Raw genomic sequence first — 22,622 nt, 5'->3', positions numbered from 1 at the left:
GCCAAGACGAGGAAACGGACACGGCATTGCGGGTCGTGGCCGATCACAGCCGGGCCGTTGCATTTCTCATCGCCGACGGGGTACTTCCCTCCAACGAAGGCCGAGGCTACGTCCTTCGCCGCCTCATCCGCCGGGCCTTCCGTTTCGGCCGGCTCATCGGCCGGGAGGAACCCTTCCTTCATGAACAATGTCTGCTGGTCTGTCGGCGAATGGGCGATGCCTACCCTGAGCTATCCCAGAACATGGATTTCATGGCCCGGGTGGTCCGCAAGGAAGAAGAGCAGTTCAGCCGGACCCTGGACAAGGGCCTGGCTATCCTTGAGGAGGAAATGCTCGGGGCCGAGCGGTCTGGCCGAACGGTCATCGACGGGGAAACGGCCTTTAAACTCTACGACACTTTTGGATTTCCTCTGGACATCGTCAACGACGTGGCCGAGAAGCGGGGAATGAGCGTGGACGAGGCCGGGTTCCAGGAATTCATGCGACGACAGAAAAAGCAGTCCAAAGAAGCCTGGTCCGGGTCCGGAGAGAAGGATTTGGCCGGCCGGTTTTCAAGACTTTTGGAAGATGGGCTGGAGACGAGGTTCGTGGGCTACGAGGCTCTTCGGGCCGTGGGCCGGATTGTGGCCCTCATGGACGAGAACGGGGAGACGGTCGCGGCCTTGGCCAAGGGGCGGATCGGGTACACGGTCACCGGTTTGACCCCGTTCTACGGTGAATCCGGCGGCCAGGCGGGCGACACGGGCCAGATGATCGGCCAGGTTGGTCGGGCCAGGGTCACGGAGACCCTTAAACCATCTCCAACTCTGACTGTACACAAGGTCGAGGTCCAGGACGGGGAAATTCTTTTGGACGGTGAGGTGGAGCTGGTGGTGGAGGAAGGGCTTCGGGTGGCCACGGCTCGCAATCACACCTGCACCCATCTTTTGCACGCGGCTCTACGCAAGGTCCTTGGCGAGCACGTCAAACAGGCCGGATCCCTGGTAGGGCCGGATCGTCTGCGTTTCGACTTCACCCACATTGCAGCCATGACCCAAGAGGAGATTTCCACGGTCGAAGAAGAGGTCAACCGGGCTATTCTAATCAATGCCGAGGTCGGCCAGCACGAGATGGCCTATGACGAGGCTGTGACCAAGGGAGCCATAGCCCTGTTCGGCGAAAAATACGGGGACAGGGTCCGGGTGGTGGAGATCGAGGGCGAGTCCACGGAACTTTGCGGAGGGACGCATCTGCGGTCCACAGGACAGGCCGGGTCTTTCTGCATCCTGTCCGAGGGCGGCATTGCATCGGGGGTTCGCCGGATCGAGGCGGCCACAGGCTGGACGGCTTTGAATCATTGGCGGACCATGCGTGACGTGGCCCGGGAAGCGGCTCAGATTCTCAAGGCCAGGCCCGACGAATTGGGCTTCAGGGTCCGCGATCTCCAGGCTCAAGCCCGGAAACTGGCCAAGGAAATCGAGCAGCTCCAGGACAAGCTGGTTTCCGGCAGTGGCCAGGACATCATGGCTGGATTGGAGGATGTGCGCGGTGTCAAGGTTCTGGTGCGTCGGGTGGAGTCCCCGAACATGGGTGCTCTGCGCAAGCTCATGGACGATCTGCGGTCCAGGATCCAGACGGGAGTCGTCTGTCTGGGGGCGGTCATGGACGACAAGGCCATGCTGGTTTTGTTCGTCAGTCCCGACCTACACGGTCGGTTCACGGCTCCGGACCTCATTCGTGACGCGGCGGCCGAGATCGGGGGCAGCGGTGGAGGCCGGCCGGACATGGCCCAGGCCGGAGGGAGCGAGACTTTGGGGCTGGAACGGGCACTGCTTCGGGTCCGAGAGACGGTGGCCGGGAGTGCCAAGTCCTGAGATTTTAGGGCCGGTTGCCTAGGCCATGATGCTGATCATGGTCGGGCGAGGGCGGTAGTTGGTGGTCTGGGTCTGGTATTGCCGAGCCGCCTGGGTAGGTGACAATCGGCCCAGGCCGGTGTCCAGGCCGGCGTAACCGGAGTCGGGCCGGGCCAGGGACATGAAGGTCATCTGGCGGCCCAGTTCGTCTGCAAAGGATCGGCGAAGGCCGGTCAGGGACGGGCCGGGTTCGGGTTCTGGGATCAGTCTCTGTGACGAGTATTCCAGGGTGGCTGGACCAAGTCGCAGGGAGAAATTTCGGGAACTGACCCGGGCGTTAGAAATCACCGGAAGAATTGGTTCCGTCTTGGGCGAGAGGCGTCCTGAACTGGTGTAGAGGTCGGCCTGGGAAAAGCCCTGGATCTGCATGCGCGGTCAAACCCCAATGGTCTGTCGGGCCTCAGGCCCGAAGTTTCATCGACGCTTTCCCCATATACCGTCGACGAGCACTTGACAAGGACCGGGGCAGAAAATTTTACGGGCACTATCGGTGCCGAGACAACGTGAGGGAGGGCTGAGGTTTATGTCAGCACGCGTCGTGAACAAGAAAATCCTCATTCCGGGCCGGGTCACGGAGATGGACGTGGACGCCCCGGCCGTGGCCGCCAAGGCCCTGCCGGGCAATTTTGTGGTCCTGCGTCTGTCAGAAAAAGGCGAAAGGATTCCCCTGACTATTGCTGACACCGACCCTGAAGTCGGGCTGGTCAAAATCGTCTACATGGTTCTGGGCAAGACTACGGCCCTGCTAGACACCTTGAACCCCGGGGACATGATCCTCGATTTCTGTGGTCCTCTTGGCAAACCAACGGCTATTGAGAAGATTGGGAGAGTGGTCTGCGTTGGCGGAGGTACGGGTATCGCGGCCATGCACCATATCGCCAAGGGCCATGCCCGGGCCGGCAACGAGGTCGTGGCCGTCATCGGGGCCAGGAGCAGGGATCTTTTGCTTTTCGAGTCGGAACTGTCCTCCTTTTGTCACAAGATTTTGGTGGCCACGGACGACGGCTCGGCCGGGCACAAGGGGTTCGTTACCGATGTTTTGAAGAGTAGGCTGGCCGAGGATCCCGAGATTCGCGAAGTGGTGGCCGTGGGCCCGGTGCCGATGATGGAGGCCGTGGCCAAGACCACCAAGGAATTCGGGGTGAAAACCATCGTCAGTTTGAACCCGATCATGGTCGACGGCATTGGCATGTGCGGAGCCTGCCGGGTGACCGTGGACGGGGCCGTGCGTTTCGCCTGTGTGGACGGCCCCGAGTTCGATGCCCATGGCGTGGATTTTTTGGAACTCAAACGCAGGCTGCGGGCTTTTTGCGAGGACGAGCAACTTTCCTACCGGGAATTCTGTGAGTGTCATGGCCAAAAAGATCATCGTTCCTAAGCGGACGTCCATGTCCATGCAGGCCCCCGAGGTCCGCAGGGACAATTTTAACGAGGTGGCCTTGGGGTACACCCTGGCCGAAGCCCAGACCGAGGCCAGGCGATGCCTGCAATGCAAGAAACCGACGTGTCAGGCGGGTTGTCCCGTTGAGGTCGATTGCCGGGGGTTCATCAGAGAAGTCGCAGAGGGACGGCTCGACGAGGCCTTTCGGGCCATCAAGGCCACCAACAGCCTTCCGGCGGTCTGTGGTCGGGTTTGTCCGCAGGAAAATCAGTGCGAAGGGGCCTGCACCCTGGGCCGGAAATACGAACCTGTGGCCATTGGTCGGCTGGAGAGGTTTGTGGCCGATAGCCACTACGCTTCCTCGGCTTGTCAGTCCTTGACTGGCGGTGACGAATGTCCCCTGCCCCAGGAGGATCTCCGGGTGGCGGCCGTGGGTTCCGGACCGGCCAGCCTGACCTTTGCGGGCTATCTTGCGACCCGGGGAATTCCGGTCACGGTCTTCGAGGCCATGCACGAGGTCGGCGGGGTGCTCGTCTACGGCATCCCAGAATTCCGGCTACCCAAGTCCATCGTGGCATTGGAGGTGGAACAGCTTGAGGCCCAGGGCGTGTCTTTTGAGACCAATGCAGTTGTCGGTCGAACCGTGGGAGTTCAGGAACTCTTGAACCAAGGCTTCAAGGCCGTGTTTGTCGGAGTGGGGGCCGGACTGCCCCGGTTTTTGGGCGTACCCGGAGAGAACCTGATCGGCGTCTATTCGGCCAATGAGTATCTGACCCGGGTGAATCTCATGAAGGGCTACCGGTTCCCGGAGTATGACACCCCGGTGACCAGAGGGCGGAGAGTGGCCGTGTTCGGCGGCGGCAACGTGGCCATGGACTCGGCACGGACGGCACTCCGTCTTGGTGCGGACAAGGTCTTTATTGTCTATCGCCGGACCAGGGACGAGATGCCGGCGAGACTCGAGGAGCTGGAACACGCAGTGGAGGAACGGGTCGAACTGGTCTGCCTGTGCGGTCCATTGGAGTTTTCGGGCGACGACCAGGGCCGTCTGACTGGGGTGCGTCTGCAGAAGATGTGCCTTGGTGAACCGGACGAGAGCGGGAGATGTCGGCCTGTCTGTCTGGAAGGGCAGACCGAGTCTCTGGAGATCGACATGGCAGTCATCGCCGTTGGAACGGGATCGAATCCCGTTCTGACCCGGAATACTCCTGGACTCGAATTGAACAGACGAGGCTATATCGTGGCAGACCCCGAGACCGGTGAGACGTCCTTGCCCAATGTGTTTGCCGGGGGAGATATCGTCACTGGATCGGCCACGGTGGTCATGGCCATGGGAGCTGGTCGTCGGGCGGCCAAAGTTGTGGCCGCGAGACTTCTCGGGGCCACGGAGGTTCCGATCCGGGAATGATCCGGACGACATTCCCTGTTCCGTTGATTTTTTTCATCAAACTTTTCAGCTTTCTCGCCTCTGTTCGAGATTGGCAGGAGTCATGTCACAGACTGTTGGAGTGAAGTTCCGCAGGCACGGGCCTATTTTTTTTCTGTCGGCCGGGGCTTTTGTCCTGGCCCCGGGAGACCATGTCTTGGCCCAGACCGGGGACGGCCTGACCATGGGTCGGGTCCATATGGTCGTGCCGGAGGAGACCCAAGGATCCAAGGCCCGTACCCAGGGCTCCGTCTATCGCATCGCCACGGAGGATGATTTTCGCGTCCAGGCCGAGAACGAGCGTCTGGCCAAGGAGGCGCGCTCCTTCTGCAGGGAGTGCGTCGAGAACATGGCCCTGGACATGAAGCTTGTGGATGTGGAGGTCCTCTTTGACCGGGCCAAGATGGTCTTTTCCTTCACGGCCCCGGGCCGGATCGATTTTCGGGAACTGGTCAAGGAACTGGTTCGGGCCTACCGGACCAGGATAGAACTCCGCCAGATCGGGGTCCGTCACGAGACCCAGATGCTCGGTGGGCTTGGGAATTGTGGCCAGGTCTGCTGCTGTCGGCAGTTTTTGCGGACCTTCGACCCGGTAACCATCAAAATGGCCAAGGATCAGAATCTGTTCCTCAATCCGGCCAAGATTTCTGGGGTATGCGGGCGCCTGCTCTGCTGCCTGGCCTACGAAAAGGACAACTACGCTGATTTCCAGGGCCGTCTGCCGAAAATGGGGCGAAAGTTCTCCTCGCCCTTGGGACGGGTCAAGACCCTCAGGGGAAACCTGTTCCGGAATTCCATCAGCGTCATGACCGAGGACAATCGGGAGATGGAGGTTCCTTTGGAGGAGTGGCAGGACTTTTTGGACGGGAAGACGGTCATTGAGCCCAAGGAGACCGGTCGACCCGGCCCAAACGGTTCAGGAGACCTCGGTGCCGGCCCGGATTTCGTGCCTTTATTCCACAGCCCTGAAGAAACGGCTTCCAAAGAGGAGGCCGGGGAGCGGAAGGTCCGGCCGACCAGACCGGAAAAAGATCGGCAAAAAGGAGTTTCTCAGCCCGGCAGAGGTTCGGCCGAAGAGCAGGAGCGTCCGGCCGAGTCCAAGCCTCATGAGTCGGCGGCCCCGAAGTCCGAGGAGCCCAAGTCCAAGCCCAAGAAGAAACGCAGGAAGAGAAAGCGTTCGGCCAAGGCCAAGCCCGGCGGAGGCAAGGCTCAGGCGCAGGAAACCAATTGACGGAATCTTCTGGAGGAAACGCACGAGTGGAGCATTTTTTTCTGTCCACGCCCATCTACTACGTCAATGCCAGGCCGCATTTGGGACACGCCTACACGACCATCGTGGCCGATGCGGTCTCCAGGTTTCACCGTCTGGCCGGGGAAGAGGTCTTTTTTCTCACTGGGACAGATGAGCACGGAGACAAGATTGTCAAGGCCGCCGAGGCCGGGGGCCAGAGTCCTCAGGAATACGCCGATCAGATCAGCGGCTTGTTCCGCGACCTGTGGCCGAGGCTCGACGCCCGGCCGGATCGGTTCATACGGACCACCGAGGACAGCCACAAGAAGGTGGTCCAGGCCGTTCTGCAGCGGGTCTTTGACCGTGGCGACATCTATTTTGACGAGTATGGCGGCCACTACTGCTTCGGGTGCGAACGGTTCTATACCGAGAAGGAACTTGTGGACGGCCTGTGCCCTGACCACAAGACCAAACCGGAATTCATTCGCGAGCAGAATTATTTTTTCCGGATGAGCGCCTATCTTGATCGACTTAGGGAACATGTGGAGCGAAACCCGGATTTTATCAGACCAGAACGCTACCGGAACGAGGTTCTGGGGCTTTTGCGAGAGGATCTCGGAGATCTCTGCATCTCCAGGCCCAAGTCCCGGCTGACCTGGGGGGTGGAACTGCCATTTGATGACCGATTTGTGACCTATGTCTGGTTCGATGCCCTGATCAACTACATCTCGGCTCTGGACTGGCCCGACGGAAAGACCTTTGCCCAGTTTTGGCCTGGGGCCAGGCATCTGGTGGCCAAGGATATTCTGAAGCCTCACGCCGTGTTCTGGCCGACCATGCTCATGGCCGCCGGAATTCCTCTGTACAAGGGTCTGCGGGTCCACGGATACTGGACCGTGGCCGAGACCAAGATGTCCAAGAGCCTTGGCAACGTGGTCGAACCTTTGGGGATGGCCGAGAAGTACGGGGTCGATTCCTTCAGGTATTTCCTGCTTCGGGAGATGCAGTTTGGGTCCGACGCCTCATTTTCCGAAGAGGCCCTGGTCCAGCGCCTGAACTCGGATCTAGCCAACGATCTCGGGAATCTGTTTAGCCGGGTTCTGACCATGACCCACAAATATTTCGGGGGCACGGTGCCCGATGCCGGACCCATGGGCGAGGTCGAGGCCGAGGTCGTGGCCCTGGGGCGGCAGAGGCTGCGTCGATTCCAAGAGCATTTCGGGGAGTTTCAGCCTTCCCTGGGGCTGGATGGGCTCTGGGATTTCGTCCGGGCCCTCAACAAGTACGTGGATCAGTCGGCTCCGTGGCAGCTGCACAAAGTCGGCGACACAAGACGTCTGGGCACGGTCCTTCGACTTCTTCTGGAGGGCATGCGCAAGATTGCCCTGCACCTCTGGCCGGTCATGCCCGAGGCATCAAAGACCATGCTCGGCCAGCTTGGCGTAATTTTGGATTTGAAACAGATAGATCTGGCCGGTGAACTCGAGGACTGGCAGGTCATGTTGGTCGGATCAGAAGTAGCCGACAGATCCAATGTTTTTCCCAGACGGGAGCTGGAAAAGCCCGAGCCGGTCAAGGGCAAGGAACACTCCGGCCCCAAGTCCGCCCAGGCCGTCCAATTTTCTCCCATCCAGAGCGATTTCATCGAATTCTCCGAATTTCAGCAGATTGATCTTCGGGTGGGGACCGTGGTGTCGGCCCTCCCGGTGCCCAAGGCCGATCGCCTCCTGTCCCTGTTGGTGGACCTTGGTGAGACGGAGCCAAGGCCCATCGTGGCTGGGCTGGCCGACCATTGGACTCCGGAAGCGATCAAGGGCCGCCAGGTCGTGGTCGTGGCCAATCTCAAGCCCCGCAAACTCATGGGGCAGGAGTCCAGAGGCATGGTCCTGGCCGTGAAGACTGAATCCGGCATGGCTCTTCTGGGACCGTCATCCGAGGTTTCGGCCGGAAGCAAGGTTTCCTGATCCCATGTCCGTCTCGGCCGATGTTCTGGCCCTGGTTCGCGACCTGACCAGATACAACGAGGCCTACCGCCAGGGTGAGCCCCTGCTGAGCGACGAGGCCTACGATCTTCTCGTGGAGCGGCTGCGTTCCCTGGCCCCGGATCATCCATTTCTGCACTGGGTGGAGCCCGAGCGTTTCGAGGGCCGGGCCGAAATTCGCCATCCGGCGGCCATGCTGTCCATGGAGAAGGCCTACACGGCCGAGGATCTGGCCCGGTTCGTGGCCCGGGTGGAAAAGGAGGCGACCGAGATCGGCGCGGCCGAGGTCCAATTTCGGGTCCGGCCCAAACTCGACGGCCTGGCCGGCATGGACTACGGCACCTCATTCGCCACCAGGGGCAACGGGGTCGTGGGGTACGAGGTCAGTCAGGTCTTTGACAAGGGCATGGTGGCCGTGGGCGGCCGCGGTCAGGGGCCCGGAGAGATGGTCATCTCCAAGTCGTATTTTGACGAGCACATGGCCGAGGCATTCGTCCATCCCCGGAATCTGGTCGTGGGCATCGTGTCTTCTGATACGGTCAACGACGCGGCGAGGGAGGCCTTGGAGGACGGGGCGGTGCGTTTTGTACCCTACGCGTCGTTGCCCTTCTGGGCCGGGACCGGGGAGGAGCTGCTGAGGCGTATGGACGAGGTGGGTGCCGACCTGGCCGGTCAGGTGGACTACGCCCTGGACGGGATGGTCGTGGAGGTCGTAGACGAGGACGTCCGGGTTCACATGGGGGCGACTTCCCACCATTACCGCTGGCAGATCGCGGTCAAGCGCAAGGGGGAGACGGCCGAGACCCGAGTTCTTGACATCGAGTGGAACACTGGCCGGACCGGCAAGGTTACCCCGGTCCTCTTGGTGGAACCGGTGGCCCTGAGCGGGGCGACCATCCGGCGGGTGACGGCCCACAACCCGGATTTGCTCAAAAGTCAGAGGGCCGGAGTCGGAGCCAGGGTCGAGATTGTCCGCAGCGGGGAGGTCATTCCCAAACTGGAATTCGTTCTGGAACCCTCGGATGATTGCCGAATTCCCGAGTTCTGCCCATCCTGCGGCTCGGCTCTCTCGGAGGCGGGAATTTTCCTGGTCTGTCCCAATGCCCAGTGTCCGGCCCAGGTCGGGCAGGGTATCGAACACTGGTTCAAGACCCTGGGCACGGCGGACTGGTTCGGACCCAAGGCCGTGGCCCGGATGGTGGCCGGGGGCTACGATAGCCTACCCAAGGTTTATGCCATGACCGAGAAGGATTTCCTCGATCTCGGGTTTGGGCCTGTGCAGACGGCCAATCTGATTCGGGCTCTGGAGATCAGCCGGACTAAGCCTGTGGAGGACTGGCGGTTTCTGGCCGCTTTGGGAATCCCCGATCTTGGTCCGGGCGACAGTCGTAAACTGTTGGCCCGGGTTACGCTGACCGAGCTGGAAAGATTGGAGGAAAGCGACGTGCTGGGCATTTCAGGATTCGGGCCCATCACTAGCCAGAGTATTGTCCGCGGCCTTCGGGAGAGACAAAAACTTCTGGCCCATCTGACGGGACTGGGGTTCAGGCTTTTGCCCACACCGCTGACCGGAGAGTCGGCGCAGATCGGGCCCCTGGCCGGAAAGGCCGTGGTCTTCACAGGCAAGATGGCCAAGAGCCGGGAAGAAATGGAACAGGAGGCCAGGGCCATGGGAGCTATGGTTCAGAGTGCGGTGAGCAAAAAGACCGACATCCTGGTCTGTGGGGACAAGGTCGGTCCTGCCAAGATGGATAAGGCCCGTAGGCTCGGCGTCAGGATTCTCGCCGAGGCCGAGTACCGGGATGAAATTGCCGGGCAACCGGCATAGACACATGCCCACGAGGCATGACGAGGTGCGGGTGGATACGATTCCCTTTCGGGATTTGCCGCTGGATGAAAAGTTGCAGACCATGGCCGGGTGGATGCGTGAACGCAGGGCCCGGCAGGTTGTGGCCCTGGATGTCCGAAAGGTGTCCGGGGTGACCGAGGGAGTGCTCATCGCCTCGGTCCAGAGCGTCCGCCAGGGAAGATCCCTGGCCGAGTGGTTTGTGGAGAAGGTGGCCGAGGTCGGGCAGGACTATCTGGGCATGGAGGGGCAGGCCACCGGAAACTGGATTTTGGTCGATCTGAATGACGTCATGGTCCATGTCTTCCTGGATCAGATCCGGGAACAGTTCAATCTTGAGGGCCTTTACTCTCGGGCAAGGAGTGTTGATCTTGCCCCGGATGATAGTGACCAGCCTGGAGCTGACCTCGATGACTAGGCCCGTGGGTCCTGTGCGGCCCGAAAAGATGGAGATCATTTTTATCTATCCCTGTCCATTCTGCGGACATAAGGTTCCGATCCTGGCCCCTACCGAATCATGCATGATTAGGTGCGACGGCTGCCATCGGAGCTTCCCGGGAGCCCCAGTGGATGGATTGAATCTCCGTTTTCTCAAGGTCATGACCGACGAGGGTCGAGCCTGTGTGGACCAGGATTATCTCTGAGCGCAGTGTTTATGAACGTTGGGATTCGGCTGGACACGTACTGTGTCGTCGGATGGTCGCGCCCAAGGTTGTGATGTGACCAGAAAAAGATCTTCCTGCGGTTCGGGTCGCTCGGTCCGCAGGATTCCGATCCAGCCGGGATGGACCTTGGTCTGTCCCATGCCTTCTTCATCCTCCAATCTGTAGCATCTGGCCGGAATCGGGGCCGGTTCGAGATCAGGTTTCAGGACTTCGAAGTCCTGATCCGAGTTCCATGCCTGCTTCGCTTCCACCAACCAGGAATCCGGTCCCAGTCGTTCAATGATTCGGGCCAGGACGGGTCCTGTGTCCCGCCTCGGCCGCGGGCCGCAGAAGATTCTTTGTCGGTTCAGAAAGAACCCGGTGCCCAGGGAGCGGGTCGTGGCCCGGGCCAGGACGGCCATGAGAGGATCAGGCCGGAATCTGTCTTTGGCCAGGGCGTCCAGGCCAGCCCGGTAGGCTCCGACGACCAGGGCAAGGTAGAGGGAGCTTTTCATCCGACCCTCGATCTTCAAGGCCCGGATTCCGGTCTTCCAGAACCAGCGCAAATAGGGCAGGAGGCAGAGGTCGTCAGGACTCATGACCTTGGCGAAGGGGGGATCGCACTCGACCTCCCAAGTGACCCTTCCGGTCCGCTCCCGTTCTTCCAGAGACAGAGAGACGGGCCGGTATTCATAGCGGCACGGGTGAGCGCAGAGGCCGAGGTTTGCCGGTCTGTCGTTGAGGTGGGCGCTCATGAGACACCGTCCGGAAACGGCCATGCACATAGCGCCGTGGACAAAAACTTCGAGTTCCATGTCCGGGCAGGCTCGGGCTGCGGCCCGGATATCCTGGTGGGAGAGTTCCCGTGCTAAGTTGACCCTGGCACATCCCTGGCGGGACCAGAACCGGACGCTTCCGGAGTTGGAAGCCCCGGCCTGGGTGCTCAGATGAATGGGGACGCCGGGAAGACGGTCAAGGGCTAGATCGAGGAGAGCCGGATCGGCGATGATCAGGCCGTCCAGAGAAAGCGAGGCCAGGTCGGTCAGGATCGTTTCGGCCCGAACAAGATGCTCCTCCCGAGCCAGGATGTTTAGACAGAGATAGACGCGCCTGCCGTGGGCATGGGCTAGGTTCAGGGCCGCTGGAAGTTCTTGGGGAGAGAAGCCGGCCTTGGAGCGCAGGCTGAGGGACCCCATGGCCAGATAGACGGCATCGGCTCCGTAGGCCAGGGCAGTCCGAAGTTTTTCCATATCCCCGGCAGGGGCCAGGAGTTCGGGCAGGGCGGGCATGGTCAAGTCAGCAGGGTAGTCCCTGGGCGGTGCGGTGGTCCTTGAGGGCCTGGAGCAGGGCGTAGGGGCCGGTCAGGTTGCCCTGGCCGACGCCGAGAGAGATGTCGGGCTTGACGTAGCCGTGGAAGTCGGACCCCGAGGTGGGCAGAAGCCCGTGGCGCTTGGCCAGAGATAGGTAGCGTTTCGTAGTCTTCTTATCGTGGAGGGAGTAGTAGGCCTCAATGCCGGTCATGCCAAGATTTTTCAGGCGAACCATGGTCATTTCCTCTTCCTCGGGGGTCTGGTAGAGGGAGTACGGATGGGCCAGGATCACGGTGGCCCCTTCCTCGAGCAGGACCTCCACGGCCCGCTCCGGGGTCAGCTTTTCCTTGGGGATGTAGGCCCGGCCGGTGCTGCCCAGGAATTCGGCAAAGGCCTGGTTGACCGAGGACACGACTCCCTTGCGGACGAGAATCTGGGCCAGGTGGGGTCGGCCGACAGAGCCTTCTCCGGCCAGTTCCCGAACCTCGTCGTAGGTGATGTCGATGCCAAGTTCGTTGAGGCGAGAGACTATGCGCTCGTTGCGGGTGTCTCGTTTATGGCGGAGATCGGCAAGAACGGCGTTCAGTTTGGGGGCCTCGGGGGCCAGCCAGAGGCCGAGAAGATGCATGAAGCCCGGAGAAAAGTCGACACTCAATTCCACCCCGGGAATGAGTTCCATGCCCAGTTCGTGAGCGACCCGGAGGGCTTCCCCTAGGCCAGCAGTGGTGTCATGGTCGGTCAGGGCGATGGCCTTGAGGCCCTGGCGGGCGGCCTCGCGGATCAGTTTGCCTGGTGGGAGAGTTCCATCGGAGGCCGTGGAGTGGGTGTGAAGGTCGATGTCGGCCATGCCCGGGGTAAGGAGCTACTTGTAGCGGTATGTGATGCGGCCCCTGGTCAGATCATAGGGGGACAGTTCGACCTTTACCTTGTCGCCGGGGAGGATGCGGATGTAGTACTTGCGCATCTTTCCGGAGATGTGCCCGAGAACTTTGTGTCCATTTTCGAGCAGAATCAAAAACATCGCGTTGGGCAGGGCCTCTTCGACGGTCCCTTCAACTTCGATGGCTTCTTCCTTGGCCATACACGATCCTTGCTTGCGGTTTCAAAACGGGATTTCCAAAGCCGGATACTTACGGACCCGACGGTCCAAAGTCAACGTAGGGCCGGTCAATGCCGGGCGAAAAAAAAGCCTGAAGGGTTTCCCGCTTCAGGCTTGCGTGCTTTTGGCGTCCCCAAGGAGATTTGAACTCCTGTAACCAGAATGAAAATCTGGGGTCCTGGACCGGGCTAGACGATGGGGACGCTTGGCCTGGCTGGGGGACTAGGATTTGAACCTAGGTTGACGGAGTCAGAGTCCGTAGTCCTGCCGCTAGACGATCCCCCAGCAAGAGTGGAAGTTCGTAATGCACCCTTGTCGGGGCTGTCAAGCCTTTTTTTGCCAGCGTCTATGCCGAAGCTAGACGGCGGGTGGTCTTCTTGAGGCCTTTGATCTTTTTGCGCAGGGCGTCCCGCTGAGCTTTGGCCTCGGGTCCGAGCCCGTCCTTGGAGACCTTGAGTTCCCGGATATCCTTCTTGATCTGGTGGATGCGGGACTTGTACGGGTTGATCTTGTTCTCGTCGTCGACGATGCCCAGGGCCTCCTTGATGGCGGCCAGGAGGGCCTCCTTTTCCATGCCGGAGGCGCCGGTGATCTGGGGGATCTGGTCCATGGCCAGGGCTTTGAGTTCCTTGGCCGTCATTTTTTCCAGAGGTTTTTTCAGGGTCACGTTCAGTTCGGTCATGAATGCTCCTTGTCGGTTTCTGTTCGGCTCCCCGGTCGGGCCCCTTCGAGGTCCATTTTCCGAGAGGTATCCAGGCGGTCGAAGAGGGCCTTGTACTTGTGGTAGGCCCGGGCCGCCAAGGAGTCTTCGGGAATGGTTTCCGGAAGAGCGCGCAGGTTCGGGGGACGGGTATGAATGATCCTACAGTCCGGTGAATCGATCCGGATCTCGTTCAATGGGGTTTTGCCATGTAGCAGTTCGACTTTGACTTTGTCAAAGCGTCGGTCACCGAAAAACGCATTGACCCGATCCAGTATTTCCGGAGACATGTAGGTCAGTTCGTTGAGAACCATGCCGTCGTCCGCTCCGACGATGAGGGTCGTGTGCGAGTGCCCTAGCGGTTTGGCTAGGTCGGACAGACCGGGGCCGAGAACTTCCGTCCAATTTTTCCACAGGGGAGACAGGGAGGCCCGGTCCTGCCCGTCAAGGCGGGACAGAACATTGGAGAGGACGGACGAGGCTGAAGTCAGCGACATGGGCTTTATGATAGACGGCTGAAGGGTTGAGCGTCAACATCAGGGCAGCGATTTTCAATTCGATTTATGGTATTGACAACCATGCCAGATGATCGCTATTGATATATTCGAATATGCAGATATTAAGGCGTAAGGATATTGAATGAGCCTGTCTGAGATGGCCAAGGCCCTGGGTGACGAGACCCGGGTCCGGCTCCTTGGCCTGCTGGCCAGGCATGAACTGAACGTGGGCGAGATCGTTCAGGTCATGGAATGTTCCCAGCCTCGGGTTTCCCGCCATTTGAAAATCCTAGCCGGGGCAGGGCTGGTGGACTGGCGCAAAGACGGTCAATGGGTCTTCTACCGGGTGGCCCGCGAAGGCTCGGCCGGGCTGTTCGTCGAGGCTCTGCGCCCATTTTTCGATCGGGAAGAGCAGGTTCGGGAAGATTTGTCCCGGGCCGAGGCTGTGGTGGCCTCCAGGAGGGAGCAGGCCCGGAGCTTTTTCGATCAGGCCGCGGCCCGGTGGGAGCAGTTGAACCGCGAGGTTCTCGGGGATTTCGATCTGGCCGGACGGGTGGCCGAGTTGGCAAGCGGGTGCAGATCCCTGGTGGATCTGGGATGCGGACCGGGCACCATCCTGAAGCGGTTGACGGGCCATTGTCCCCTTCTCATCGGGGTGGACAGTTCGCCCCGAATGCTGGAGCGGGCCGGGCAGGTTCTGGGTTCCCATCCGGGGGTCAGCCTGCGTATTGGGGATCTGGAGCATCTGCCCCTGCGCGACGGTGAGGTGGGCTGCGCGGTTATGAGTCTGGTCCTTCACCATCTGGACGATCCTCTAACGGTGATCCGAGAAGTGGCCCGGGTAATGGCCGAAGGGGGCCGGTTCGTGCTTATTGATTTCGAGAGGCATAGGGACGAGGCCTTGCGGACCAGATTCCATGATCGCTGGCTGGGTTTTTCCGGCGATGAGATCCGGACCTGGCTCGAGCAGGCCGGGTTCAAGGCAGAGGACCCGGAACGGATGGAAGTGAACAACGGGCTGGTGATCATGATTTTCACGGCCCGACGAAAATCGAATTGATAACGGTCCGACGATTCGGGCCACAGCATTGCAAGGAGAGACAATGACCAAACCACTGGAACCTAACCTGGAATACAGGGTCGCGGACATCGGATTGGCCGAGTGGGGTCGCAAGGAGATGGATCTGGCCCAAAACGAGATGCCCGGACTCATGGCCCTGCGGGAGAAGTACGGGGAGGCCAAGCCCCTGGCCGGGATGAAGATCATGGGCAGTCTGCACATGACCATCCAGACGGCCATGCTCATCGAGACGCTGAAGGAACTGGGTGCGGATCTGCGCTGGGCATCCTGCAACATCTTCTCCACCCAGGACCACGCCGCCGCAGTCGTGGCCAAGGAGGGTCTGGCCCGGGTTTTCGCCTGGAAGGGAGAGACCCTGGAAGATTATTGGTGGTGCACGGAGCAGGCCCTGACCTGGCCCGACGGCTCGGGTCCGGACCTGATCGTTGATGACGGCGGTGACGCCACCCTGCTCGTTCACCAGGGAGTACGGATGGAACAGGACCCGGCCTTGGCCAATGTCACATACGAGGGCGAAATGGGTTGGGTCATGGGTCGGTTGGCAGCATCCCTGAAGATCGATCCGGGCAAATGGGGCCGGATGGCGGCCAAGATCCGGGGCGTGTCCGAGGAGACGACCACAGGGGTCCACCGGCTCTACCAGATGCAGAAAAAAGGCGACCTCCTCTTCCCGGCCTTCAACGTCAACGACTCGGTGACCAAGTCCAAGTTCGACAACCTCTACGGGTGCCGCGAGTCTTTGGCCGACGGGATCAAGCGGGCCACGGACGTGATGATCGCCGGCAAGGTGGTCGTGGTGGCCGGGTACGGGGATGTTGGCAAGGGCTGCGCCGACGCCATGCGCGGTCTGGGGGCCAGGGTGCTGGTGACCGAGATCGACCCCATTTGCGCCTTGCAGGCGGCCATGGAGGGGTATGAGGTGACGACCATGGACAAGGCCGCACCCCAGGCGGACATCCTGGTCACGGCCACGGGCAACTACAAGGTCATTGCCGGGCGGCACATGGAGATGATGCGCAACGAGGCCATCCTTTGCAATATCGGCCATTTCGACAGCGAGATCGACATGCACTACCTGGAGACGAGCCCGGCCTGCCGCAAGGTGACCATCAAGCCCCAGGTGGACAAGTGGATTCTCGGATCCGGCCGGTCCATCATCGTTCTGGCCGAGGGGCGGCTGGTCAATCTGGGTTGCGCTACCGGGCATCCGAGCTTTGTCATGAGCAACAGCTTCACCAACCAGGTCCTGGCCCAGATGGAACTGGCCGCCAAGGACCATCCGCGCGAGGTTATGGTCCTGCCCAAGCGCCTGGACGAGGAGGTGGCCCGACTCCATCTGGGCCGTCTGGGTGTGGAATTGGACACACTCACCCCGGAGCAGGCCTCCTACATCGGGGTGGACGTCGAAGGGCCCTACAAGCCCGACCACTATCGATACTAGGACAGGAATTCGGGCATGGAAACGATTCGCAGGGCGGAGAAGATGCAGCGTCGCTGCCTGGCCTGGAGATCCGAGGGACTCCGGATCGGCCTTGTGCCGACCATGGGCTTTTTCCATGACGGACATCTGGCTTTGATCCGGCAGGCCGGAAAACTGGCCGACCGGGTGGTGGTTTCCCTGTTCGTCAATCCGACCCAGTTCGGACCGGGCGAGGACCTGGCGGCCTATCCCAGGGACCCGGAAAAGGACGCGGTCCTGGCCGCGGAGAACGGGGCCGACGTTATGTTCTGTCCGGATTCCGCCGAGATGTACGCCCCGGACCACTCGACCTGGATCGAGGTGGCCGGGGTATCCAAGCATTTGTGCGGGGCCTCACGACCTGGCCATTTCCGGGGAGTGGCCACGGTGGTGGCCAAACTCTTCTGGATCTGCCTGCCTCATGCGGCCGTGTTCGGGGAGAAGGACTGGCAGCAGTTGGCAGTCATCCGGCGGATGGTCCGGGACCTGAACATTCCGGTGGAGATCGTTGGTCATCCCATCGTCCGCGAGGCCGACGGCCTGGCCATGAGTTCCCGGAATGCCTATTTATCTCCGGACGAGCAGCGTCTGGCTCCGTACGTGCAGACCGGATTGGTCATGGCCAGGGAACTCTACCGCAAGCAGAGTTTGGACTCGGCCGTCGAGATCGAGGCCAGACTGACGGCCTACTACGAGAAACACCTGCCCGGGTCCCGCCTAGACTACGCGTCCTGCGTGGATGGGTCGAGCATCGAGCCCGTGGACAGGGTGGACGATACAACGGTTCTGGCTGTGGCTCTTTTTCTCGGCCGGACCAGACTGATCGACAACATCCGGTTCGGCGAGGACCGGTGAACAAACGAGGAGTAAAGAAAATGAACGTCACATCTAAAAGGTATCTCTTCACCTCCGAGTCGGTGACCGAAGGCCATCCGGACAAGGTGGCCGACCAGATTTCCGACGCGGTCCTGGATTGCATTATCGGCCAGGACCCAACCGCCCGTGTGGCCTGCGAAACTCTGGTGACCACCGGCCTGGCCTTCATCGCCGGGGAGATCAGCACCACGGCATACGCCGACCTGCCGGAGATCGTTCGTAGAACCGTGCGCGAGATCGGGTACACCAGTTCTGAGATGGGCTTCGACGCCGACACCTGCGCCGTGCTATCCTCCATCGACAAGCAGTCCCCAGACATCGCCCAGGGGGTGAATCGGCAGAGTGCCGAGGAACAGGGGGCCGGAGACCAGGGCATGATGTTCGGGTTCGCCTGCAAGGAGACCGAGACCCTCATGCCCGCGCCCATCTACTACGCCCACAAGCTGTCCCGCCGACTGACATATGTCCGCAAGCAGAAGATCCTCGATTTCCTGCGGCCCGACGGCAAGACCGAGGTCTGCTTCGAGTATCTCAACGGGGTGCCGACCCGGGTGACTCATGTGGTCGTCGCCGCCCAGCACGACGAGGAGATCGCCTATCAGGATCTCCGCGAGGCCATCATCGACGAGGTGGTCAAGAAAGTATTGCCTGCCGAGATGTTGGGCAATGACACCAAGTACTACGTGAACACCACCGGCCGGTTCGTCATCGGCGGGCCCATGGGCGACTGCGGCCTGACAGGCCGCAAGATCATTCAGGACACCTACGGGGGCATGGGCAACCACGGCGGTGGGGCCTTTTCGGGCAAAGACCCGTCCAAGGTGGACCGGTCCGGGGCCTACATGGCCCGGTATTTGGCCAAGAATGTCGTTGCTTCCGGGCTGGCCGAGCGCTGCGAAGTCCAGATCGCCTACGCCATTGGCGTGGCCGAACCGGTTTCCGTGCTGGTCACCGGTATGGGCACGGGCCAGGTCCCGGATGAGGTTTTGACCAAAGCCGTTCTCGAGGTTTTTGATCTGCGGCCCTACCACATTCTGAAGCGTCTGGACCTGTTGCGGCCCATCTACCTGAAGGCTTCCTGCTACGGGCATTTCGGCCGGGAACGGCCGGAGTTTACCTGGGAGAAGACCGACGCCGTGGACGATCTGCGCACAGCGGCCAAGATTTAAACGCGGGCATCACTTCAATACGAAAGGCCCGGAGGAAACGAATCCTTCGGGCCTTTATCCTTATAAGCGCCAGAAAAAGATTATTGGCTAGAACGCCCGGCCTGATATCCCTGTTCATAGGCCTGCTGTCTGGACTCCTCGTGCTTGCCGTAGAGAAATCCACTTCCGGCTCCGAGAGCGGTTCCGATGGCGACGCCCAGACCCGTGTCGCCAGCGATGGCTCCGACCAGTGCCCCTCCAGCCGCGCCAATGGCCCCTCCGCTCAGAGTTCGCTGCTCGGTCTGGCTCATTCCAGCGCAACCGGCCACAGCCAGAAATCCGGCCAGGGCGATGGCGATCAATGCTTTTTTCATGGCAGCCTCCTTTTTTTCCCGGCTTAAAATGATGACCGGAATTCCGGAATGGGTTCTATTCGGGGCATGGGTAGGTTTCGATAAGGAATCTGAACCACGAGTCCACGGGCTCCTCGGAGAGATATTCGGGGTGCTGCCCGGCCCATTCGACAAAGCGGGAGGCCACGGCGTCCCGCCGGGGAGCCGAATCGGGGAGGCAGACCAGACGGCGACCTGAAGGGCCCATGTTGGCCACCACGTGGTAGTGGTAGGCACCCTCAAGAAATCCAAGGCAGAAGTTGTGCGCCCCTTTGTGCAGGGGGTTGCTGACCGGAGCCGAACAGAGGCCGACTAGATCGGCCGTGGTATCGACTTTGAAGGTTTCCTCGCTTAGGGCCAGGGCCAGGGCGGGTGTGAGCAGAAGGACGACGAGGACCAGAGGGATCAGACGTCTTTTCATGATTTCTTTCTCCTGCAAGACGGTTGCGGAGCCTGTGGGAATAATCTCCGGGGACGCATCATTGAACGACGTTCGCAGAATATTCTCTGATGGATGGGAACTGTCAACAGGGCTGGGATATACAGGGCTGGGGATGCCGGTCATGGGCGTATGGGGATCTCGTCTTCCGGGTAGAAGACTCGTTCCAGGCAGAGGCCCCTGGCTGGGGCGGTGGCAGGGCCCAAGGCGCGGTCGCCGGATTTCAGGATGGATCGGGCTCGATCGAGGTTGGTACGTCCACGGCCCACGTCGTGGAGGAGTCCGACGAGATTTCGGACCATCTGTTTGAGGAATCCGTCAGCCCGGAATCGGAGAACGAGTTCCCGGTCCGAGGGACCGGTATCAATGTCCAGAGCGTGAATGGTCCGGTGGGTGCTGGAGACCGTGGTTCCGACATTCTGGAATGCGGAGAAATCGTGCTCGCCTATCAGATATTTGGATGCCGCGTCCATAGCATTGACGTCGAGAGGGCCGACGGCCCAGACAAAGGGCATTCGCTGGGGCAGGACAAAGTCCGGTTCCAGCCAGAGCGTGTAGGAATACTCCTTGGCCGTGGCTGAGAATCGGGCGTGAAAGGAATCGTTTACGGTTTCGGAATGGATCACGGAGATGTCCGGAGGCAAAACGGAGTTCAAGGCCCGCTGCCAGGGAATATGGAATCGCTCGGCGGGAGGGTCGAAATGGGCCACTTGGCCCAGGGCGTGGACCCCGCTATCGGTACGGCCCGAACCGTGGACCCGGATCCGGTCCGCACAGAGTCGGGCCAGGCAGGTCTCGACTACTCCTTGGACGGTCCTTCCGCCGGCCTGGATCTGCCAGCCGTTGAACCCGGTGCCTACATAGGCCAGGACAATCTTGATTCGGCTCACTTGGCGAAGGGCACCTGGAGATTGGTCAGTTGCTCGGTCAGAGCCGCAGCCTTTCGGGTCTCGACAAAAGACAAGATTTCTCCTGCGATCCGGCCCTGCATGCCCGACAGAATCTTGACAGCAATGTCCTGGTCCAGGGTCTCGATGACCTTGGCCGCCTCCTTGGGCTTCATGTTGCTGTAGACCCCGACCAGATGGCGGATACGCTCGTTTTTGACCGAATCGGCCTCTTCGAGCATTTTTTTGATGGAGGCCTCCATCTGGCGGAGTTCTGCCATGCGTCGGTCGACCCGAGATTCCAGGGCTTTGAGGTCCTGTTCCCGGCGGTCCAGGGCCATTTCGCGCTGACGAAGCTCCTGCAAAAGGGCCGAAACCGGGGTTGGATCCCCGGTTCGGGTTTCGGCTTCGGGTTCGGCCGGAGTCTCGGCAGTCTCCTGGGCCGTGGCTTGGCGGGGCCCGAACGCCTGGGGGACTGGGTCGGGGGTCGGGATCAGCAGGCTCAGTGCTGCGGCTATGGTCAGAACGGTCTTGACTGCGGCCAGAGCGACGAGGCCTCGCCAAACCTTACAGGGATTGATGCGAGAAACGAATGGTGGCCATTTCATCGAAGGCTTCCTGTTCCCGGTGCAGTTGATCCCACTCATGGCGTTTTGCCTGTTTTTCCTTGAGTTTTTCGAGGAGTTTCTTGTCCTTGGACGCCTTGAGCACCTCGAGGCGCCGTTTTTCGGCGATTCTGGCCATCTGGATCAACCTGGCCTCGGCCTCGCGGATTTCGTCCAGAAGCCTGGTCCGGTAATTGCGCCAGAGCCAAATGTCCCCGGCAGTCAGCCGGGACTGGGAGGCAAGCCGTTTTTCCCCCTCTTCGAGACTGATGGTCAAATCCCTGAGGCGGGCCTCCTGGCGGGCCTCATCCATGCGGGCCCGAGCCAGGACTTGCTGGGCCGTTTCCTCCAGCTGACGACGGTATTCAAGGACTTTTTCGAGGCGGAATTGAAAGGGACGGGGCATGACGGACTCCTCGTCGTTCGTGGTCTGCGGAAGGCAATACACAAAGCGTGCCACGCGTCCGTAGCATTATGGGTTTCGTTGCGGCCACTCCCCCGCCGCCCGCAGTGGGCAGCTAGACAGACAAAGTTCATGCGTCCTGCAAAGGGGCGGCCTGATGAGGTGGCGGCCCTTCGGCCTTAAAGCCTTCGTGGAAGGCTACTTGGCCCTGAGGTATGCGGCCATCGAACGACAGGCCGAAGAAGACCTCTTGGGGGACACCCTCAATGCCCAGCCCAGGAACGTTTTCAAAGCCGAGCCGCCGGTAGTACTCAGGATGGCCCACGAGGCAGCAGCCCTTGGCTTCCATGCCTTTAAGGCGCGACACTCCTTCCCGGACGAGCCTTTCACCGATGCCCTGACGTTGGAATCCGGGCAGGACTGAAACCGGCCCCAGCCCGTACCAGCCTCGGGAGCCGTCGGATATGGTCACCGGAGAAAAGGCGATGTGGCCAACGATGCGGCCATCCAGTTCGGCGACCAGAGAGACGGTAAGGGCCTTGGCGGTCCGAAGGGCCTCAATGATGAGGTGCTCGGTGTGACGGCTGATTTTCAGGGTCTCGAACGCGGCCTTGGTCACCTCGGCAATGGAGTCCAAGTCTGCCATGGTCTCGCCTCGAATGATGATATTCGGGTTCATTGCACTTTGTTCCCTTGAATGAGGGCGCTCAGACCAGTTTTTCGAGCAGGGCCACCGGGAGATCGGGCGGCAGGGGAAACGACCGGCCACTCAGGTACTGGTCCACTACGGCGTCGAGCCATTCCCGGGAGGCCCGGACCCGGTCGAAGCGGATGGTTCCTCCCCCTTGGCCCCGGGCCTCTATGGTGTAGCCCTCGGCCCGTATTTCAACGGGTTCCTTTTCGCCTTTGAGGAGGGCCTGGACGACCAGGGTTCTGCGGTCGGAATCAAGACGGATTTCGAGCATATCGGTGTACTCCCGAAGATGGCGGTGACATATCTTTTCCAGAACAAGGGCCAGGGTTTTGTCCTTGGCCGAACGGACGAATCCGAACATGGTCAGCGCATCATCTTCACGGCGCAGAACTCGCCACACATGGCGCATTCCTCGCGCTTACTGTGCTCCTGACGTCGGGCGGCGACCATGTCCGGGTCCACGGCCAGTCTGGTCATGGTCTCCCAATCGAGCTCCCGTCTAGCCCGGGACATGGATCGGCTCCGCTCTACGGCCCAAGGCCGGCCCAGTGCCAGCTCTCCGCTCTCGGCGGCGATGACCGAGGCCCGGACTCCGGCGGCCACATCTTCCACACTAGGCAGGGTTAGATG

The 22,622-nt window shown here is 60.8% G+C and carries 26 protein-coding genes and 2 tRNA genes; 12 read left to right on the top strand and 16 right to left on the bottom strand.

The window, feature by feature from the left end:
• Window positions 1–1,853, top strand: a 1,853-nt coding sequence (alaS, locus tag EOM25_06590; GenBank protein NCC24850.1) for an alanine--tRNA ligase, incomplete at its 5' end; no start/stop codon positions are given.
• Window positions 1,854–1,871: 18 nt separating this feature from the next.
• On the opposite strand, the gene EOM25_06585 is transcribed toward alaS, so the two are convergent.
• Entirely contained in the window at window positions 1,872–2,261 is a 390-nt protein-coding gene (locus tag EOM25_06585; protein ID NCC24849.1) for a hypothetical protein, read from the bottom strand.
• A 154-nt stretch (window positions 2,262–2,415) separates the two neighbouring features.
• Here EOM25_06585 and EOM25_06580 point away from each other — a divergent pair, with 154 nt between their 5' ends.
• The 7 genes from EOM25_06580 to EOM25_06550 all read left to right on the top strand — a co-directional run bounded on the left by EOM25_06580 (window position 2,416) and on the right by EOM25_06550 (window position 10,402).
• Window positions 2,416–3,270: a sulfide/dihydroorotate dehydrogenase-like FAD/NAD-binding protein gene (locus EOM25_06580; GenBank protein ID NCC24848.1), complete on the top strand. Its 855-nt coding sequence runs from the start codon at window positions 2,416–2,418 to the stop codon at window positions 3,268–3,270.
• Window positions 3,245–4,681: an NADPH-dependent glutamate synthase gene (gene gltA / locus EOM25_06575; protein NCC24847.1), complete on the top strand. Its 1,437-nt coding sequence runs from the start codon at window positions 3,245–3,247 to the stop codon at window positions 4,679–4,681. The genes EOM25_06580 and gltA overlap by 26 nt, the downstream gene beginning before the upstream one ends.
• A gap of 82 nt (window positions 4,682–4,763) precedes the next feature.
• Window positions 4,764–5,930, top strand: coding sequence for a hypothetical protein (locus EOM25_06570; GenBank protein NCC24846.1), 1,167 nt, complete (start codon window positions 4,764–4,766; stop codon window positions 5,928–5,930).
• A gap of 26 nt (window positions 5,931–5,956) precedes the next feature.
• Window positions 5,957–7,894: a methionine--tRNA ligase gene (metG, locus tag EOM25_06565; protein ID NCC24845.1), complete on the top strand. Its 1,938-nt coding sequence runs from the start codon at window positions 5,957–5,959 to the stop codon at window positions 7,892–7,894.
• Window positions 7,895–7,898: 4 nt separating this feature from the next.
• Entirely contained in the window at window positions 7,899–9,740 is a 1,842-nt protein-coding gene (locus tag EOM25_06560; protein NCC24844.1) for a DNA ligase, read from the top strand.
• Window positions 9,715–10,176 (top strand): ribosome silencing factor, encoded by a 462-nt coding sequence (gene rsfS / locus EOM25_06555; GenBank protein ID NCC24843.1) that lies wholly within the window; start codon window positions 9,715–9,717, stop codon window positions 10,174–10,176. Before EOM25_06560 ends, rsfS begins: the two co-directional genes overlap by 26 nt.
• The gene (locus EOM25_06550) at window positions 10,160–10,402 is read left to right on the top strand and encodes a hypothetical protein (protein ID NCC24842.1); all 243 of its coding nucleotides are present in this window, start codon (window positions 10,160–10,162) and stop codon (window positions 10,400–10,402) included. The genes rsfS and EOM25_06550 overlap by 17 nt, the downstream gene beginning before the upstream one ends.
• Here EOM25_06550 and EOM25_06545 read toward each other — a convergent pair.
• From EOM25_06545 to EOM25_06515, 7 genes are all read right to left on the bottom strand, one after another.
• Window positions 10,393–11,691, bottom strand: a complete 1,299-nt coding sequence (locus tag EOM25_06545) for a U32 family peptidase (protein ID NCC24841.1) — start codon at window positions 11,689–11,691, stop codon at window positions 10,393–10,395. The genes EOM25_06550 and EOM25_06545 overlap by 10 nt on opposite strands.
• Window positions 11,692–11,698: 7 nt before the next feature.
• Complete coding sequence (locus EOM25_06540) at window positions 11,699–12,559, bottom strand: PHP domain-containing protein (GenBank protein NCC24840.1); 861 nt, start codon at window positions 12,557–12,559, stop codon at window positions 11,699–11,701.
• Window positions 12,560–12,574: 15 nt separating this feature from the next.
• A complete protein-coding gene (locus tag EOM25_06535) occupies window positions 12,575–12,793 on the bottom strand; it encodes a translation initiation factor IF-1 (protein NCC24839.1) in 219 nt (72 codons plus the stop codon).
• A 143-nt stretch (window positions 12,794–12,936) separates the two neighbouring features.
• Window positions 12,937–13,014, bottom strand: a tRNA-Glu gene (locus EOM25_06530).
• An 8-nt stretch (window positions 13,015–13,022) separates the two neighbouring features.
• Window positions 13,023–13,096: transfer RNA gene (locus tag EOM25_06525), tRNA-Gln, on the bottom strand.
• A 61-nt stretch (window positions 13,097–13,157) separates the two neighbouring features.
• Entirely contained in the window at window positions 13,158–13,493 is a 336-nt protein-coding gene (locus EOM25_06520) for a hypothetical protein (protein ID NCC24838.1), read from the bottom strand.
• Entirely contained in the window at window positions 13,490–14,008 is a 519-nt protein-coding gene (locus EOM25_06515) for a DUF721 domain-containing protein (protein ID NCC24837.1), read from the bottom strand. The genes EOM25_06520 and EOM25_06515 overlap by 4 nt, the downstream gene beginning before the upstream one ends.
• A gap of 142 nt (window positions 14,009–14,150) precedes the next feature.
• Here EOM25_06515 and EOM25_06510 point away from each other — a divergent pair, with 142 nt between their 5' ends.
• From EOM25_06510 to EOM25_06495, 4 genes are read left to right on the top strand one after another with little or no spacing between them, the layout of a single operon-like run.
• Window positions 14,151–15,068 (top strand): methyltransferase domain-containing protein, encoded by a 918-nt coding sequence (locus EOM25_06510; protein NCC24836.1) that lies wholly within the window; start codon window positions 14,151–14,153, stop codon window positions 15,066–15,068.
• Between the two features lie 43 nt (window positions 15,069–15,111).
• The gene (locus EOM25_06505; GenBank protein ID NCC24835.1) at window positions 15,112–16,530 is read left to right on the top strand and encodes an adenosylhomocysteinase; all 1,419 of its coding nucleotides are present in this window, start codon (window positions 15,112–15,114) and stop codon (window positions 16,528–16,530) included.
• A 15-nt stretch (window positions 16,531–16,545) separates the two neighbouring features.
• Window positions 16,546–17,403: a pantoate--beta-alanine ligase gene (locus EOM25_06500; protein NCC24834.1), complete on the top strand. Its 858-nt coding sequence runs from the start codon at window positions 16,546–16,548 to the stop codon at window positions 17,401–17,403.
• A gap of 20 nt (window positions 17,404–17,423) precedes the next feature.
• Window positions 17,424–18,593: a methionine adenosyltransferase gene (locus EOM25_06495; protein ID NCC24833.1), complete on the top strand. Its 1,170-nt coding sequence runs from the start codon at window positions 17,424–17,426 to the stop codon at window positions 18,591–18,593.
• 80 nt (window positions 18,594–18,673) lie between these two features.
• Here the strand turns inward: EOM25_06495 and EOM25_06490 are convergent, their stop codons facing one another.
• The 8 genes from EOM25_06490 to EOM25_06455 all read right to left on the bottom strand — a co-directional run.
• Window positions 18,674–18,946 (bottom strand): hypothetical protein, encoded by a 273-nt coding sequence (locus EOM25_06490; GenBank protein NCC24832.1) that lies wholly within the window; start codon window positions 18,944–18,946, stop codon window positions 18,674–18,676.
• Window positions 18,947–19,001: 55 nt separating this feature from the next.
• Window positions 19,002–19,388 carry a hypothetical protein gene (locus EOM25_06485; GenBank protein ID NCC24831.1) on the bottom strand — a complete coding sequence of 129 codons (387 nt, stop codon included), beginning with the start codon at window positions 19,386–19,388 and terminating at the stop codon, window positions 19,002–19,004.
• 137 nt (window positions 19,389–19,525) lie between these two features.
• Window positions 19,526–20,293 (bottom strand): tRNA pseudouridine(38-40) synthase TruA, encoded by a 768-nt coding sequence (gene truA / locus EOM25_06480; protein NCC24830.1) that lies wholly within the window; start codon window positions 20,291–20,293, stop codon window positions 19,526–19,528.
• Entirely contained in the window at window positions 20,290–20,898 is a 609-nt protein-coding gene (locus EOM25_06475; GenBank protein ID NCC24829.1) for a DUF3552 domain-containing protein, read from the bottom strand. Before EOM25_06475 ends, truA begins: the two co-directional genes overlap by 4 nt.
• Window positions 20,858–21,301: a flagellar export protein FliJ gene (gene fliJ / locus EOM25_06470; protein ID NCC24828.1), complete on the bottom strand. Its 444-nt coding sequence runs from the start codon at window positions 21,299–21,301 to the stop codon at window positions 20,858–20,860. Before fliJ ends, EOM25_06475 begins: the two co-directional genes overlap by 41 nt.
• A gap of 127 nt (window positions 21,302–21,428) precedes the next feature.
• Entirely contained in the window at window positions 21,429–21,977 is a 549-nt protein-coding gene (locus EOM25_06465) for an N-acetyltransferase (protein NCC24827.1), read from the bottom strand.
• Window positions 21,978–22,005: 28 nt separating this feature from the next.
• Window positions 22,006–22,392: a hypothetical protein gene (locus EOM25_06460; protein NCC24826.1), complete on the bottom strand. Its 387-nt coding sequence runs from the start codon at window positions 22,390–22,392 to the stop codon at window positions 22,006–22,008.
• On the bottom strand, window positions 22,356–22,622 hold a 267-nt coding region (locus tag EOM25_06455), incomplete at its 5' end, for a phosphomethylpyrimidine synthase (GenBank protein NCC24825.1). The genes EOM25_06455 and EOM25_06460, both read right to left, overlap by 37 nt.

Source organism: Deltaproteobacteria bacterium, assembly GCA_009929795.1.
Lineage (GTDB): Bacteria > Desulfobacterota > Desulfovibrionia > Desulfovibrionales > Desulfomicrobiaceae > RZZR01.
The sequence above is the reverse complement of the archived record's forward strand: the minus strand, read 5'-3'. Positions and strand labels throughout refer to the sequence as shown.

Excerpts from the sequence above, each read along its gene's own strand:
- EOM25_06475 (NCC24829.1), bottom strand. The coding sequence starts at position 20,898 with ATGAAATGGCCACCATTCGTTTCTCGCATCAATCCCTGTAAGGTTTGG.
- fliJ (NCC24828.1), bottom strand. The coding sequence starts at position 21,301 with ATGCCCCGTCCCTTTCAATTCCGCCTCGAAAAAGTCCTTGAATACCGT.
- gltA (NCC24847.1), top strand. The coding sequence starts at position 3,245 with ATGGCCAAAAAGATCATCGTTCCTAAGCGGACGTCCATGTCCATGCAG.
- EOM25_06540 (NCC24840.1), bottom strand. The coding sequence starts at position 12,559 with ATGGCCGACATCGACCTTCACACCCACTCCACGGCCTCCGATGGAACT.
- EOM25_06585 (NCC24849.1), bottom strand. The coding sequence starts at position 2,261 with ATGCAGATCCAGGGCTTTTCCCAGGCCGACCTCTACACCAGTTCAGGA.
- EOM25_06580 (NCC24848.1), top strand. The coding sequence starts at position 2,416 with ATGTCAGCACGCGTCGTGAACAAGAAAATCCTCATTCCGGGCCGGGTC.
- EOM25_06500 (NCC24834.1), top strand. The coding sequence starts at position 16,546 with ATGGAAACGATTCGCAGGGCGGAGAAGATGCAGCGTCGCTGCCTGGCC.
- EOM25_06505 (NCC24835.1), top strand. The coding sequence starts at position 15,112 with ATGACCAAACCACTGGAACCTAACCTGGAATACAGGGTCGCGGACATC.
- EOM25_06495 (NCC24833.1), top strand. The coding sequence starts at position 17,424 with ATGAACGTCACATCTAAAAGGTATCTCTTCACCTCCGAGTCGGTGACC.
- EOM25_06520 (NCC24838.1), bottom strand. The coding sequence starts at position 13,493 with ATGACCGAACTGAACGTGACCCTGAAAAAACCTCTGGAAAAAATGACG.
- EOM25_06570 (NCC24846.1), top strand. The coding sequence starts at position 4,764 with ATGTCACAGACTGTTGGAGTGAAGTTCCGCAGGCACGGGCCTATTTTT.
- EOM25_06465 (NCC24827.1), bottom strand. The coding sequence starts at position 21,977 with ATGAACCCGAATATCATCATTCGAGGCGAGACCATGGCAGACTTGGAC.
- EOM25_06510 (NCC24836.1), top strand. The coding sequence starts at position 14,151 with ATGAGCCTGTCTGAGATGGCCAAGGCCCTGGGTGACGAGACCCGGGTC.
- EOM25_06490 (NCC24832.1), bottom strand. The coding sequence starts at position 18,946 with ATGAAAAAAGCATTGATCGCCATCGCCCTGGCCGGATTTCTGGCTGTG.
- EOM25_06560 (NCC24844.1), top strand. The coding sequence starts at position 7,899 with ATGTCCGTCTCGGCCGATGTTCTGGCCCTGGTTCGCGACCTGACCAGA.
- rsfS (NCC24843.1), top strand. The coding sequence starts at position 9,715 with ATGAAATTGCCGGGCAACCGGCATAGACACATGCCCACGAGGCATGAC.
- EOM25_06545 (NCC24841.1), bottom strand. The coding sequence starts at position 11,691 with ATGCCCGCCCTGCCCGAACTCCTGGCCCCTGCCGGGGATATGGAAAAA.
- EOM25_06535 (NCC24839.1), bottom strand. The coding sequence starts at position 12,793 with ATGGCCAAGGAAGAAGCCATCGAAGTTGAAGGGACCGTCGAAGAGGCC.
- EOM25_06515 (NCC24837.1), bottom strand. The coding sequence starts at position 14,008 with ATGTCGCTGACTTCAGCCTCGTCCGTCCTCTCCAATGTTCTGTCCCGC.